Source organism: Algoriphagus ornithinivorans, from assembly GCF_900115305.1.
Classification (GTDB): domain Bacteria; phylum Bacteroidota; class Bacteroidia; order Cytophagales; family Cyclobacteriaceae; genus Algoriphagus; species Algoriphagus ornithinivorans.
Map to the genome: position 1 here is coordinate 23633 of NZ_FOVW01000006.1, position 14584 is coordinate 38216.

General features: G+C 38.7%; 12 protein-coding genes. 5 read left to right on the forward strand and 7 right to left on the reverse strand.

Going from position 1 to position 14584, the window contains the following annotated elements; genetic code table 11:
- Window positions 1-25: 25 nt before the first annotated feature.
- Together BM073_RS10120 and BM073_RS10125 are read right to left on the reverse strand one after the other, a co-directional pair.
- A complete protein-coding gene (locus BM073_RS10120) occupies window positions 26-469 on the reverse strand; it encodes a DinB family protein (protein WP_091653809.1) in 444 nt (147 codons plus the stop codon).
- Window positions 470-513: 44 nt separating this feature from the next.
- Window positions 514-1875 (reverse strand): DEAD/DEAH box helicase, encoded by a 1362-nt coding sequence (locus BM073_RS10125; RefSeq protein ID WP_091653810.1) that lies wholly within the window; start codon window positions 1873-1875, stop codon window positions 514-516.
- 233 nt (window positions 1876-2108) lie between these two features.
- Here BM073_RS10125 and BM073_RS10130 point away from each other — a divergent pair, with 233 nt between their 5' ends.
- The 4 genes from BM073_RS10130 to BM073_RS10150 all read left to right on the forward strand — a co-directional run bounded on the left by BM073_RS10130 (window position 2109) and on the right by BM073_RS10150 (window position 7929).
- Entirely contained in the window at window positions 2109-3134 is a 1026-nt protein-coding gene (locus BM073_RS10130) for a carboxypeptidase-like regulatory domain-containing protein (protein WP_245756396.1), read from the forward strand.
- A 141-nt stretch (window positions 3135-3275) separates the two neighbouring features.
- Window positions 3276-5147: a gamma-glutamyltransferase family protein gene (locus tag BM073_RS10135; RefSeq protein WP_091653814.1), complete on the forward strand. Its 1872-nt coding sequence runs from the start codon at window positions 3276-3278 to the stop codon at window positions 5145-5147.
- A gap of 774 nt (window positions 5148-5921) precedes the next feature.
- The gene (locus BM073_RS10145) at window positions 5922-7379 is read left to right on the forward strand and encodes an amidohydrolase (protein ID WP_091653817.1); all 1458 of its coding nucleotides are present in this window, start codon (window positions 5922-5924) and stop codon (window positions 7377-7379) included.
- 94 nt (window positions 7380-7473) lie between these two features.
- The gene (locus tag BM073_RS10150) at window positions 7474-7929 is read left to right on the forward strand and encodes a DUF4440 domain-containing protein (RefSeq protein ID WP_091653819.1); all 456 of its coding nucleotides are present in this window, start codon (window positions 7474-7476) and stop codon (window positions 7927-7929) included.
- 155 nt (window positions 7930-8084) lie between these two features.
- Here the strand turns inward: BM073_RS10150 and BM073_RS10155 are convergent, their stop codons facing one another.
- From BM073_RS10155 to BM073_RS10170, 4 genes are all read right to left on the reverse strand, one after another.
- A complete protein-coding gene (locus BM073_RS10155) occupies window positions 8085-9752 on the reverse strand; it encodes a DUF6909 family protein (protein WP_091653820.1) in 1668 nt (555 codons plus the stop codon).
- 89 nt (window positions 9753-9841) lie between these two features.
- Window positions 9842-10420, reverse strand: coding sequence for a peptide-methionine (S)-S-oxide reductase MsrA (msrA, locus tag BM073_RS10160; protein ID WP_091653822.1), 579 nt, complete (start codon window positions 10418-10420; stop codon window positions 9842-9844).
- Between the two features lie 18 nt (window positions 10421-10438).
- Window positions 10439-10693 carry a DUF3253 domain-containing protein gene (locus BM073_RS10165; protein WP_091653823.1) on the reverse strand — a complete coding sequence of 85 codons (255 nt, stop codon included), beginning with the start codon at window positions 10691-10693 and terminating at the stop codon, window positions 10439-10441.
- Between the two features lie 71 nt (window positions 10694-10764).
- Window positions 10765-11307 carry a class I SAM-dependent methyltransferase gene (locus BM073_RS10170; RefSeq protein ID WP_091653825.1) on the reverse strand — a complete coding sequence of 181 codons (543 nt, stop codon included), beginning with the start codon at window positions 11305-11307 and terminating at the stop codon, window positions 10765-10767.
- Between the two features lie 79 nt (window positions 11308-11386).
- On the opposite strand from BM073_RS10170, the gene BM073_RS10175 reads away from it, so the two are divergent.
- Window positions 11387-13405 carry an LTA synthase family protein gene (locus tag BM073_RS10175; protein ID WP_091653827.1) on the forward strand — a complete coding sequence of 673 codons (2019 nt, stop codon included), beginning with the start codon at window positions 11387-11389 and terminating at the stop codon, window positions 13403-13405.
- On the opposite strand, the gene BM073_RS10180 is transcribed toward BM073_RS10175, so the two are convergent.
- A complete protein-coding gene (locus BM073_RS10180; RefSeq protein ID WP_091653828.1) occupies window positions 13402-14583 on the reverse strand; it encodes a hypothetical protein in 1182 nt (393 codons plus the stop codon). The genes BM073_RS10175 and BM073_RS10180 overlap by 4 nt on opposite strands.
- Window position 14584: the final 1 nt, after the last annotated feature.

Below are 14584 nucleotides of genomic sequence, written 5' to 3' on the forward strand. Positions count from 1 at the left end.
ATGACAAGCTTATTTTGGATTCAAATTATCCTTCCAAAATTCTCCTTAAATAGTTGATCTGACCCAAATGATAGTTAAAATGTCCATAAAGGTGCATCAAGAAAAAGTTGTATGTCATAGGGTACCCAAATTTTTCCTCGGGATAAGGTTGATTTAAGGTTTCTTCATTTAACCCTTCCAGACTTGCTACTAATTGCTTAGAAACCAATTCAATCTCAGCTCCCATTTTTTCTCTGGAAACACCTTTTCCTGCAAACTCAAAATCTCTGTCCCTCGTGTAATCGAATCCTCCTATTTCTTTACAAATGAAGGTTCGCAAATTTCCATTTAAATGGAGGATCAGATTTCCCGCGGTATTACTAATTCCTCCCTGAGTTTTCCAAAGATTTTCTTCCTTCTTAAAAGCCTCTAACTCTTTCCCTAATCTTTTTAAATCTCTTTCAAATAATTCAATTAATTCCTTGATCATATGAATAGCTGTTGACTGAAAATATTACTTAGCAAACCTAATTCTTAGCCTGCGTCATCAATCACGTTTCTCCTTGGCCCAAATTTTCCTGGCTTTTTAGATGTACTTTTCTTCTCTTGAGGGATTTCAGCTGATTTGGGTGCAGAGGAATCAAAATTCTCTCTCTTTTTATGAGGATTGGCCTTAAAACCTCCTTTATTCTTTGAGAATCCTGACTTCTTATTTTTTGATTTAAAAGTATCTCCAGACTTTTTCTTTGGCTCTCGACTATAATCTGGTCCTTTTTCAAATCCCTCTGGAAGCGGCACTTGAGTTACTTCCATGCCAATCAGGTTTTCGATCCTGACAAACTTGTATTGGTCCTTAGGATTTACAAAAGTGATGGCCTCTCCTTCCATATCCGCCCTAGCAGTTCTACCCACTCTGTGCACGTAATCTTCTGGATCACTTGGGGTATCATAATTGATCACCAACTCAATACCTACCACATCAATTCCTCTTGAAATAATATCCGTTCCGACTAAGATTTTTACAGCTCTGTTTTTAAAGGCAGACATGATCTTTTCCCTTTCAAGCTGCTCCAAATCAGAGTGAAAGGCTTCTACATCAAACTTTTTCTTTAAAGCTTTATAAAGAGCTTTCACCTTATCCTTTGTTGAGGCAAAGATGATTACTGCTTCATAGTTTTTTTGAGATAAAATATGGGATACCAAATCCTCTTTTTGGGTATCATATACAGAATACATGGACTGAGTAACTCCAGCAGCTGTTTTTCCAATAGCAATTGAAATCTCCTCTGGTTTATTCAAAATCTTCATGCTGAAGCTTCTGATTTTTGGAGGCATAGTTGCTGAAAACAGGATTGTTTGCCTGTTTTTAGGCAGATAATTCACGATTTTCAAAATATCATCTGAAAAACCCATATCCATCATCCTGTCAGCTTCATCCAAAATCAGGTGTTCCAAAGAGCTGAGATCAATTTTTCCTCCTGCCAATAGCGCGATGAGTCTTCCAGGGGTAGCAACCACAATTTCCGCTCCTGTTTCTAGAGCCTTTTTTTGCTGCTCCCAAACCAAGCCATCTCCACCACCATATACTGGGATAGAGCTTATTCCCAAGAAATAGGCAAAGCCTTGTATTTGCTGGTCTATTTGAATGGCTAGCTCCCGGGTAGGTGCTAAAATCAGGGTGTTTAAATTATTGGAGCCAGACTTACTTATTTTGTTCAGTACAGGCAGAATAAAAGCAGCTGTCTTACCAGTTCCTGTTTGAGCACAGGCGATTAAATCTTTACCTTCTATAATGACAGGAATTGCTTTTTCTTGTATAGGTGTGGGTTGATCAAAACCCATTGCATCCAATCCTTCTTGTAAAGAAGATTCGAAATTAAATGATGAGAAATCCAATTTGGGATTATTTAATGATTAAAAACTTCAGGCCGAGCCTTTTCAAATATAACTCTAATTCCCTAGGTATGCCAATTTGCAAAAGATTATAGCCTGTAGTCCTAAAATTCCAGCCATACTTTTTGAACTGTTGATCAGGACCTATGATTTACCTATATTTCATATTCCCACTATATGTAACTATTACAATGAAATTATTCCCAAAACTATTTATAACATCAATCTTATTTTTAGTGAGCATTTTTTGGGCAAGTGCTCAAAATTTTACGCTGTCCGGAAGAGTTTTGGATTCAGAATCCAATAATTATCTCGATGGAGTGAGTGTTACTCTTAGAGGAACTGCTTATGGCAGGGTAAGTGTAGCCGGTGGTAATTTTGAATTCAAAGATTTACCGGAAGATAAGTATACCCTATCTCTCAACCTTGAAGGATATAATCGCTTGGAGAGAGTAGTTAACCTTCAAAAAGATACAGATCTGGGTGATTTGTTTTTGGTGCGATTTGGAGCGGAAGGAAGCGGAGCCGCACTACAGAAAACGATCAGATCCGACAATATTCTGAGGCTTATCAATGAACGGCCTAATTTTATTGGTGGCAACATGGTGTATGGAATAGCACCTGAACCAAAAAAATTGGAAGGGAACAATTATTTAGATCCCAAATGGAATTCAGCCTCCATCCTACTCTACAGAGATCAGCAAATGCTGGAAGGGTTTCGGGTACGATATAATATTGTCTCGAATATGTTTGAATTGATGGAGCCGGAAAATAATCTCGTTTCCGTCATGCCGGGATTAAGAATTCAGAATATAGTTTGGGTGGACTCTACCCACAGAGTCCCAAGATACTTTGTCAATGGGATGGATTTCAGAGATGAAGGAAGTCCAATTTCAGGCTTTTTTGAAGTTTTGGTAGATGGAGAATTACCACTCATGCGAAGAACTATGGCAATTTTCAAAGAATCCAATTATAATACAGCCTTGATGGTAGGTCAGCGAAATGATCAGATCATCAAAAGAAACATTTACTATTATCTCGAGGGTAAAAATGTAATCGAAGTACCTAAGAACAGAAAGAAATTCTTCCTGATTTTCGGTGAGGATGCTGAGGAAATGGAAGAATTTGCCGGGGATAATAGCTTAAATATTAAAGACCCAAATGCTATCTTCAAACTATTCACCCAATACAATTCCCAATTTCCCGGATTCAGGCCCATCATGAGCCAGCTTCTGGACGATTTGGATGAAAAAAATCCTTAACCCAATGAGATCGAGCATGTCGGAGCTGACACACAGGGCCCCGATGTATCGAGGAAAATATGTGACTTGCATGCAGCAGGCAGGGATTCCATCCCGATTATCGGGACAGGTAATGGCCTTTAAAAAATAAATAGTAATCATATGAAAAAACTGATACTGATTGTCCTTGCTTTATTTCCATTAGCAGTTATAGGGCAAAGTCTTCCGGGTTTAGCTCCAGGCCAAACTCCAACCAATAAGCCTGTTTTACATGGTAAAAACTGGATGGCCATCACTGGTAAACCATTGGCAGCCACTGCAGGTGCTACTATCTTTCAGCAAGGTGGAAATGCAGTAGATGCTGCCTGTGCTATGCTTGCTGCTACAGCTACCATGTGGGATGTGCTTTCTTGGGGTGGAGAAACACAAGCTTTAATCTACCATCCGGGTTTGAAGAAAGTAATTGCTATCAATGCAATGGGAGTGGCTCCCACAGGCGCAATAGTAGATTTTTATAAGTCTAAAGGAATGGATTACCCACCTGCATATGGTCCATTAGCAGCAACTACTCCTGGCACTCCTGGAGGTTTGATGACCATGTTGGCTGAATATGGAAGCATGAGTTTGGAGCAGGTTTTAAAGCCTGCCATGCAACTCGCAAAAGGATATCCTATAGAGGCACAAACAGCCAATAGCATTGAAAGCGGAAAAGAGCGGATCAAGCAATGGCCTTATTCCAAAAAGATATTTTTACCTCACTTAGGAGAAGATAAAGAAGGACCTGAAGCGGGTGAAATATTTGTACAGGAAGATCTTTTCCAAACATTACAGAAATTGGTGAATGCCGAAAAAGAGGCTTTGGCAAATGGAAAATCAAGAAAAGAGGCCATCTATGCGGCTAATGATAGATTCTACAGGGGAGATATTGGAAAAGAAATTGTCAGAGGTACTCAAGAGCAAGGTGGCTTGTTCACAGAAGAAGATTTAGCTAATTGGAAAGTGAAAATTGAGGAGCCTTTGTCTGTGAATTACAAAGGTATAGAGGTCTATAAACTTCAGGAATGGACTCAGGGCCCAGCTTTGTTACAAAGTTTAAATATCCTCGAAAACTTTGACCTGAAATCAATGGGCTATAATTCATCCGAATATATCCATACGATTTACCAAGCGATGAATTTGGCTTTTGCTGATAGGGACTTTTATTACTCAGACCCAGCATTCGAGCCTAGAAGTCCAATAAAAGGCCTTCTTTCAAAAGAATATGCCAAAGAAAGAGCCAAGCTAATCAAAGATAAAAACGATCCAACCATCAAGGCTGGCGATCCTTACCCTTTTCAGGGAGGAAGTAATCCGTTTAAAAGCCTTTTGAATAATTCCGATAATTCAATGGCGATCAATAATCCAGGAATGCCAATTCAGGGTCCAAATGATCCTTTTTTACAGGAATTTCAAAGTGGCACCACTTCTATTCAAGCAGCAGATGCAGAAGGTTGGGTAGTTTCTGTAACTCCAAGTGGTGGATGGGTTCCGGCCGTGATTGCAGGGAATACAGGCGTTGGACTTTCTCAGCGTATGCAAAGCTTTGTATTAGACGAAAAATTAAATCCTTATAATTTACCTGAACCAGGAAAAAGACCAAGGGTAACTCTTACTCCAAGCCTAGCTTTAAAAGATGGAAAGCCATTTTTATCATTTGCTGTTCAAGGCGGAGACTCTCAAGACCAAAACCTGCTACAATACTTCCTAAACATTGTAGAATTTGACATGGATGTGCAGGAAGCTGCAGAGGCTGCGAATATCAATTCTTACCAAATGCAAAGCTCTTTTGGGGCTCATGAGATTAAACCAGGCGCCATGTCATTAAGAGATGATACACCTACCTGGATAAGAGCAGAATTAATGAAAAAAGGCTATATCATGGATTTCTGGCCAAGAACTTCAGGACCTATCAATGCCATTTGGTTTGACTGGAAACACGGCAGTTTCTGGGGAGGAAGCTCCAATTATGGAGATGACTATGGAATTGCTTGGTAGATTTTAAATATTACAATTAAGATATGCCTTCGGCGAAATATTTTAGAAGATACTCTTCAAGATAAAAAGATATGCCTGTGGCAAGGTAGATTAGAAATACAGTGGAAATAAATAGAAATACGCTTGTGGCGAAATATTCAGAAGATAATTTTTAAGATATTATCAAGATATGCCTTCGGCGAAATACGGATCAATTCCCCCTTTGGACCTTTATACAAATTTCGGAGAAGTGAGAAAAATTAAAAGGGGGCAAGGGGGATTTTAAAAGAAATACAATTGAAATAACTAGAAATATGCCTTCGGCAATAAAAGGAGTAATTGTGTAATTGGTTAATTGAGTAATAGAGCCCCAAGGCTCTTGGATATTATTGATGAATTTATTGGTTCAATAGTTTATGGTTCAATGTTCACTCTGCTCCGTTTTGCCTCCTTAATGAAAAGCCTGAAGGGCTTAAACCCCTCAATAGCCTCGGGTGCAACCCGAGGTAAGGTAGGTAAATTATCCTCTAACGCTGGCGCAGAATTTCCAATAAGAACCGGTATCACCGTGCCAGCAAGATATTCGATAAACATTGTGGGAATATCCAATCCCGTAGGGATTTTAGCTAGGTAGCAAAAATGAGCACAAACCCATCTCCATGCCGTAGGTATGGAACTATAGAAAATTCAGTAGAAATAATTAGAAATACTTCATTAAAAGATGCAAGGGCCTGTCCCTCCGAATGACGGGAAGGATTTTAGTAGAAACACAAAAAAAATTAAATAGATAAATAGATGAGATACAAATACCTAGCAATTACCACTGCTATATTCACTTTAAGTTTGAGCAATATTTCTTTTGCTCAAAAGAAGGTAAAAACCAACCCATTAAAGGAAGAAGTTAAAGCCTCTGTAGACAAAAGATTTGATGCACTGACCGACCTAAGCGATAGGATTTGGTCCTTTGAAGAAATCGCTTTTAGAGAAACTCAATCAGCTAAAGCCTTGGCTGATTATGCGGAGGAACTAGGGTTCAGAGTGACAAAAGGTGTTGCCGAAATACCTACTGCATTTGTGGCTGAATACGGTTCTGGATCTCCGGTGATCGGCATATTAGGTGAGTTTGATGCTTTACCCGGTTTATCTCAAAATAAGGTTCCTTATAAAAGCCCTTTGAATGAAGGAGCTCCCGGCCATGGTTGTGGGCACAATCTATTTGGAGTTGCTTCCTTAGGAGCAGCCGCTTCCATCAAGGACTTGATAGATCAGGGAAAAATTAAAGGAACAGTCCGATTTTATGGGACTCCTGCTGAAGAAAAGTTCTTTGGAAAATTATGGATGGTGAGAGCAGGACTTTTTAAAGATGTAGATGTAGTGATGGATTGGCATCCAGCTGCTGAAACAAAAGCTGCCGTTCAGAAAGGCCTGGCTCTAGTTGATTTTCAGGTGGAGTTTTTTGGTCAGGCGGCACACGCTTCTGCCGATCCTTGGAATGGAAGAAGTGCCAGTGATGCACTAGAGCTATATACTTCCGGAATTAATTATTATCGTGAGCATATCAAACCTACTGTTAGAATCCATTACCATATTCAAGATGCTGGCCAGGTTGTAAATGTTGTTCCTGATTATAGCAGAATTTGGGTAAGAGTAAGAGACAGCAGTAGAGAAGGATTAGTGCCTGTATGGAAGCGTGTGGAAGAAATGGCTGAAGGAGCTGCTATTCTGGCTAATGTAGATTATAAGGTCAATTTGATTTCAGGGGTGCATGAGGTTTTAGTTAATAGAACAGGCTCAGCAGCACTTCAGAAAAATCTTGAGAGCCTAGGCTCTATCAGCTATACCGAAGAGGAGCAAAACTTCGCGAAAAAGATCCAAGAGGCTACTGGAAAACCTCAAATTGGTTTGGTCTCCAAAATCGAACCCATGGAAGAAACAGCAGAACATAGCATGGGAGGAAGCACAGACGTGGGTGATGTCAGCTGGGTAGTTCCTACTATCCGTCTATCTGCCACGACCGCACCTAATGGTACTCCATGGCATTCATGGGCGGTTGTGGCTGCTGGAGGAATGTCCATTGGTCATAAGGGAATGGCTTATGCTGCAAAGGCACTATCGATGACAATGGTAGATTTATTCCAAAACCCTGAATTAGTAGAGTCCGTAAAAGCTGAATTTAAGGAGAAAAAAGGCGACTATGTCTACAAAGGCTTCGTTCCAGATGGCCCACCTCCTATTAATTCAAACTTGCAATAATATCTTTGTACTGTCTCAATTTGTGCTGAATTATTACGTAAAATATTAGTGCATTTTGAGACAGCTTCATTTTTCTACTAAACTCTCTTTGACTATGAAAAAATTAATTCTTTCTGTTCTTTTCATAAGTATGCTCTGCCTTTCTGCTTTTTCTCAAACTCAGAATGAAGAAAAACAGATTCAAGATTTAATTCAAAACTCTTTTGATGATCTTTTTTCCTCATTTCAATCTGAAAAATTAAAGGACTACTATACAGATGATTTTATACTGTTGGAACAGGGAGAAGTATGGGATATCCCAACCATTTTAAATTATTTCGACAGAGCCAAACAAAATCCTAACCCTCCTACCCGAGTCAACAGGTTTGAGTTCATTGAAACCAAAATTGAAGGAAATAGAGCTTGGATAGCTTATCATAATTTCGCAACAATTTCATTGAATGGGGAAATTGTCAGAGAAATAAGATGGCTGGAAAGTGCAACAGCTGTAAAAACCAAAGATGGTTGGAGACTGGATATGCTTCACTCCACAAGAGTTGAAAAAGATTAACAATTAAAATGAGGCTGTCTCAAAAGTGCAATTTGTCACATTGAGCGAAGTCGAAATGTAGGCCACAACGATAGGAATGGCCTTCGACTCCGCTCAGGCTGACATTAGAGCTATTGATGAGACAGCCTCTTTTATTGATTAATTATTTACGTCAATTAAGAAAACAGCTTTTCCAAAATCTTATAAGTAATCAAGTAAGTGGGCCTTACTCCTTCCATACCCAATGCACCAGAAGCTAAAGTGCTACCTGTTTCCAAAGGATTATCAGAAGCATAATAAGCATATAGTACCTTTACATTAGACTTGATACTTTTTCTGATTTTAGAAGCAGATTGAATAGCTTTCTGATAATGTGCTCCTTCCATTTCCAGACCAACAGCATTCCAGGAAGATTCCATAAAGTATTTCAGGATATCCTTGTTCTGCAAGGAAGTACCCAATACTGTTACCATACTTCCACTGTAAACACCAAGTCCAAATCCTTCAAAGTCTGACTTTTTCAACTCATTTTTGAAAGGATAATTATCGGCAGTTCCCTCGAAAACGTGTGCATCAGGAATCATCAGGTCACCTTTACCTCCATATAATATCCCTGCTTTACCCATGATGGAGGTTGAGACGATATTAAGTGGCAATTCCTTATCTCCCTTTTTATATGGCTTCAATAGCTCATCAAAACATTCGTAAGCTTGCTCACCAAAGGCATAATCCATTACCACAAATACAGGCCTCTTTTCCTTTTCTTTTGGCAAGGCTATTCCAGGAATTATTTCAGCCTTTTCAAGCAGAGCGGCATCAATAATCTGTGCCCCAATATTGGTTCCGGATTCATCCGGAATATCTACAAAACCATGCTTTGATGCATAATCATAAATAGCCTTGCCATGATTCCCTTTTGCATTCACAGAGATGTCCATGACCACCTTTTCTATGTCCTCATAGGTCTTTGAACCTAGTTTCTGCGGGGCATAAATGGTATTCAAAACTGAATGTAAATTGGCTGAAATGACATGGATTGGACGCTTAAGCAAGTCCAGTTCATCTAAGGTCATTTTGATTTTATTTGCCCAAAGCTCGCCATAAACGTGGTGACCAATTCGCTCTCTCAAAGTTGCTGAGAAAGATATCTCACGATCATGATTGTGCTTGGCTTCTTCTAAAGCCAATTTACCCATATGGTAAACGATAGAGAAAAGGCTATTCGAGTTTGAGCTTCTTTCAAATTTATCGATTGCGGCAACTGTTTCTTCGAAAGTTCTACCAATCAAATGACTCAAATAAGCTGCAGCTGCCTCTCTGTCAAAATCCTCTCCTGCTGATTCTTTTTTTACTACTTCTTCCAGCATGGTCCAGTTCAAGGAAATTTTCCCTTTTGGATCAGTGCTGTTATTATAAATCTTATTGGATTCTATATATAAAAATGTCAAGTGAGTTAGAATATCGTAGATATCAGAGCGACCTCTCGTCATCTCCACATACATCACTTGTTCATCCAGTCGGTAACAGTTTCTCTTTCTTTTGGGAGGCACTATTGGACTTAGATGAGATGTTTCTAAACCTTCTCTACTGATCAATCTAACAAGTCTACATTCTTCGATTCCCCTGGGAAGTCTCTCCATCACATAAAGGAGTCCGTCTAGTTCTACTTTTTCCGGATCTGTGATTGTTCCATAAATTTCTGGACTTAGCACCATTAGTGATTGTACCAAGCTTTCACCCGAAACTCCCATTGGCTTATAGCTGCCTCTGGTAAAAAGATGTCTCATGGTGATGTAAAGTCGCTCAATAGCTGCTCTGGATTCCTGTGCTCTGGTTCTCTTCATTCGTTTTATTTAGGTTAAATTCAGCAAAAATACGCTTTTCTGAGCTGAAATCTGAATAGTATTTAAAATCTGATCCTTTTAATGAGTGATTAGCTCTTTAAATGATCCGAAAAGAATTTTTTCAATTTGTCTACTTTAGGTTTTACAACGAACTGACAATAAGGCTGATAACCATTCTGGTTGTAGTAGTCCTGATGGTAATTTTCGGCCTTATAAAAATTTGTAAAAGCTGTTACTTCTGTCACAATAGGATTATCAAAAACTTGCTCTTGGTTGAGTTTAGCCTTCAAGTCTGACGCAATTCTTCCTTGCTCTTCATCGTGGAAGAATATGGCAGAACGATATTGAGGACCTACATCGGCTCCTTGTCTATTTAAAGTAGTTGGATCATGGGTTGCCCAAAAAACTTCTAAAATCAGCTCCAAACTGATTTTTTTAGGATCAAAATAAACCTGAATTACCTCTGCATGACCTGTCGTCGCGGAACAGATTTCTCTATAAGTTGGATTTTCCACGAATCCCCCTGAATACCCGGAAACCACTTGCTCTACTCCTTCCAGTCTTTGAAAGACTGCTTCAGTACACCAGAAACAACCTGCTCCTAGAGTAATCAAGGAAAGGCCATCTGGTATGGAAACTGTGGTTTTCGGAAGTTGAAGTTCGTTCATAATATCAAAGTTTACAGGTCAACAGCCTCCCTCCGAAATTGGTTTCGAAATTCTTAAAGGTCCTCTTGGTTTTTGATGCTTATCTAAACTTTTCCCTTTCTGACTTAGGTTTATTTCTCCTTCCAAATACATTTCCCAAGCCTTTTCTCTGACATCTGTGAGAAAATGCCTCCAAGATTCTGGATACATGGCACGTACCACTTCAGAAGGACAAAAACTTTTATCTGCCCGAATTCTACTCATTTCCAAAATGGCTACTTTTAAAATATCCATGAGAAAGATCGGTGAATTGGTAAAGTTGAATAACCCTACAACTTTAATATTGGATTAAAGGTAGGTCCATCTCATTGACAGACCATCACAAAAGCTGGAGGGAGATTTTTGATAGTAAAACTGGCTTGTACCTTTCCGAAATATTTCTGAAAGAGCTTCTTTAATAAATAGGAATAACAAATTTGAATAAAAGCACCGCCTTGGCTTAATGCATTTTTAGACTGGCTTAAAATTTCATCCGTCACTTCCTTAGAAAGAAAAGAAAATGGCAAGGATGAAAAGATAAAATCAACTTTTCTTCCATCTAAATACTTATCCAAGTTTCCGGCAGAATCGTTGATGATTCTGATATTTTCCTGCGGAAACTGCTTTTTCATAGCTTCGCAAAAAGAAGGGTTGATTTCGAAAACCAAAAGCTCCGCATCAGGACGCATGCGATTGAAGATACCCTGGGTAATACTTCCGTCTCCTCCTCCCATTTCTACAATTAATTTGGAATCGGTTAGATCTGCTTGGGAAATCATTTTATTGACCAAAGCTTTTGAGCTAAAAGTAAGCGCTCCAGTGGTGCTTAAATTAGAATATAACTCTATAAGAAGATTAGATTTACTCATAATAGTGATTTGAGACCTTGAAGATACCCGATTTTACCCTATATTTTCCCCGACATCCTGATTAATTATAGTTTTTATTATGTCCCAAAAGGCATCCATTAGATCCACATTACCTTATAGATTACGCCAAATCCTCAAGAATTTCTGGGGAATGGCACTGGTTTTCATTGTTTTAATGACAGTGCTGAGAGCCTTAGAACTGTATTTGGTGTTTCAAAATCACGTTTTAAACCTAACTCCAACCGATGTCATAGTCGGTAGTTTTTTATCGGATATAGCTTGGAGTCTTTATCTCTTGGGGATTTTTTTCACGCTTTATGTTTTGCTTTCATTGCTTTCAGGAAATCTGGCTAAAATTCTCCTGCAAATCGCCTTGACCATTGTCGTAATTGTTCAAGTAGCGCTAATATTTTACTTCATCAAGACATTGCTCCCCTTGGGCAAAGATCTTTTTGCCTACAACTGGAATGATTTAATTCTTACAGTACAGGCATCAGGACAGCTGAATTTTATTTCTGTGATTGGGGGAATCGTTATTTTTTTAGCCCTAATAGCACTTTTCCACTACGGAACTCGATTCTTTCATTTTTCACTTCAAACTTATGCCATATTCTCCGCTATCCTTGGAATTGGAGTCTTTTCCTTTATCACCTTTGATTTAGCTAAAGAAGCCTCATCCACTGAGGTAGAACAAAATATTAAACTGAATAAAAGTCAATTTCTGGCTGAGCAATCATTTGATTACTGGATGTATGGAGGAGAGTATTATTTTGACTTCTATTTAAGATCCGGAAAAGATGATTTGATTGTCAAAAAGGAATTTACCAGTGACTCCTATCCTTTTCTGCATAAAGCAGAATACCCTGACGTACTAAGCCCCTATTTTGATTCTCTGGAAAAAGCCCCTGATTTGGTCTTCATTTTTCTGGAAAGTTTTGGCAAAGCCTACTCGGGAAGAGATGCATATCTAGGCAGTTTTACTCCATTTTTAGATTCACTTGAGCAACATAGTTTGGTATGGTTAAATGCTCTCTCTTCTACAGGTAGAACATTTGGGCTACAACCCGGTGTATTTGGAGGCTTGCCTTTTGGAGCAAAAGGTTTTTTGGAATTGTATGATGAATTCCCCTATCATGAAACTCTTTTAAGCGTTTTAAGAGATAATGACTATGAGATAAGATACTTTATCGGTGCAGACAAAAACTTTGATCACGTTGGGGATTTTATCGACTATCAGAGGCCTGTTCAGTTTGTAGATGAAAAGTTATTTGATCCTAAATATTCCAGAGCTCCTTCTTCCGGGAATTTCTCTTGGGGATATGCTGACAAGGAACTTTTCAGAAATGGGTTGGAAAAATTACCCGAGACGGTGACCAAACCTCAAGTCAGAATATTTCAAACTCAAACTTCTCATGACCCCTATATCGTTCCGGAAAGGCCATTCTATAGAGAGAAGCTCAGAACCCATCTGAGAGATTATCTCAATCTGAATTCTTCGGAATTTGACTCTTATTTGGCTTATGAGGATATATACATGACAGTTTTGTATGCAGATGATGCCGTAAAAGAATTTATTAATGAATACAAAAAAAGACCTGAGTTTTCCAACACCATATTTATAATCACTGGAGATCACCGTCTACCAGAAATACCCATGTCTTCTCGACTAGATAGATTTCATGTTCCTTTAATTATTTATTCTCCACTATTGGAACGAACAGATTACTTCAAAGGGGTTACAAGTCACTATGAAATAACCCCAAGTGTTTTAGCCTTTTTGGAAGCTCAAGTTGGAATAGAATTGCCTGAACAAGTCACTTGGCAAGGTCAGGTTTTAGATACTGCAAGGAATTTTCAATCCCGTATTGCTATGCCATTGATGAGAAACAAAAATCAGTTGATGGAATATATCCACGGAGAGTTATTCCTTTCTGATGGTCAATTATTTAAGATCGCTGATCAGTTAAACATTGATCCGATTAATTCTCCGGATGATTTAACGCAAATGATTGGAGAGTTTGAGGATTTTAAAAACAAGAACAATTACATGATCCAGACCCGGAAACTCTTGCCACCGCCTAATTTGGCTAGCAATTAATTCTGTTTTTGGTGGGTTCGTTGTAAAATCTGCCTAGTCAAAGGGAGGTAGTAATTCCAGAAAAAACTCTGTCTATCTCTGTAATCAGAAGCTACATAAAGCCCTCTATAGAAAAATGGCAGCCCTTTAAATCTAGCAGCGCCTAAATCACCCTGCATATCTGAGAAATCACCGGACATATAATAGATCTCTCCTTTCCCATTAGGTTTAAATACAGCCGCAGGAAAAAATCTAGGAAGGCCCATTTCTCTCAATCGTTCAAGACCTTGATTGGTTGCCCCTATGTCGAAATAAGAAATTACCTGATAATCTCTTTCAATTAATACTACATCAAACCAATCAGGATATGGAACTACCTCGGGAAGACTGAATCCATGCTTATTTACTTTTTGAGTTCGAATCAATGGGGTTGTATTAGTGAAATCTTCATTTGCCACAAAGATTTCTATTTCTCCAAGTTCATTGACAAAAACCATCCCTGGGCCAGCAAAAGGCCATTGATTGTCATTTTGCTTTCTATAATTACCAATCAACCATTGAGGTAGATCTCCATTTTTATTGACATCCAGTTCATCAAAGTATCTCCCAATCCAACCCGTCCATTTCAAACCCATCAAACGTTCAAATTGGGATCGGATTGATCTCAGAGTTGGCGAAGCCATGGTATTATACTCGGCTACTATGGTTCTTTCATTTTCCTTTGCTAAAGTCAATAAATCTATATCTGCCTGACTAAGACCACCATAAATCTTATTACTTCTTTCATTACTTCTCCTTTGACTAGCAAAAAAATTACTTTCATACACCCCGTAAGTGTCTGCATAGTAAAACAACTCATGATCCTGAACCAGCTTTTCTAAATCAAGCTTGGTAGGCTGAATCAAGTCTTTTACTTCTCCTATATCCTCTTGAAATTCGGAAGGGAAAAAACCTAAATAGTCTTTCTTTTCATCGTAATAAAAGCCATCCTTTTTGATATACTTATCATATTCCAAGGCCCAGAACAGGCCTTTGTGCTCTCTGAAAGTCGAATTAGGGACTGTTTTGTCAATTACTAAGACAGAAAGATCTTTTTTTGATTCTATCCACCATACGCCAAAGCTTATTCCCGGAATCACAACCAAGATCAAAAAGAATGGCCAAAGGCGAAGAAAAAAGAGTTTTAATTCCTGTCCCATA

Excerpts from the sequence above, each read along its gene's own strand:
- BM073_RS10120 (WP_091653809.1), bottom strand. The coding sequence starts at position 469 with ATGATCAAGGAATTAATTGAATTATTTGAAAGAGATTTAAAAAGATTA.
- BM073_RS10135 (WP_091653814.1), top strand. The coding sequence starts at position 3,276 with ATGAAAAAACTGATACTGATTGTCCTTGCTTTATTTCCATTAGCAGTT.
- BM073_RS10145 (WP_091653817.1), top strand. The coding sequence starts at position 5,922 with ATGAGATACAAATACCTAGCAATTACCACTGCTATATTCACTTTAAGT.
- BM073_RS10150 (WP_091653819.1), top strand. The coding sequence starts at position 7,474 with ATGAAAAAATTAATTCTTTCTGTTCTTTTCATAAGTATGCTCTGCCTT.
- BM073_RS10155 (WP_091653820.1), bottom strand. The coding sequence starts at position 9,752 with ATGAAGAGAACCAGAGCACAGGAATCCAGAGCAGCTATTGAGCGACTT.
- msrA (WP_091653822.1), bottom strand. The coding sequence starts at position 10,420 with ATGAACGAACTTCAACTTCCGAAAACCACAGTTTCCATACCAGATGGC.
- BM073_RS10165 (WP_091653823.1), bottom strand. The coding sequence starts at position 10,693 with ATGGATATTTTAAAAGTAGCCATTTTGGAAATGAGTAGAATTCGGGCA.
- BM073_RS10170 (WP_091653825.1), bottom strand. The coding sequence starts at position 11,307 with ATGAGTAAATCTAATCTTCTTATAGAGTTATATTCTAATTTAAGCACC.
- BM073_RS10175 (WP_091653827.1), top strand. The coding sequence starts at position 11,387 with ATGTCCCAAAAGGCATCCATTAGATCCACATTACCTTATAGATTACGC.
- BM073_RS10180 (WP_091653828.1), bottom strand. The coding sequence starts at position 14,583 with ATGGGACAGGAATTAAAACTCTTTTTTCTTCGCCTTTGGCCATTCTTT.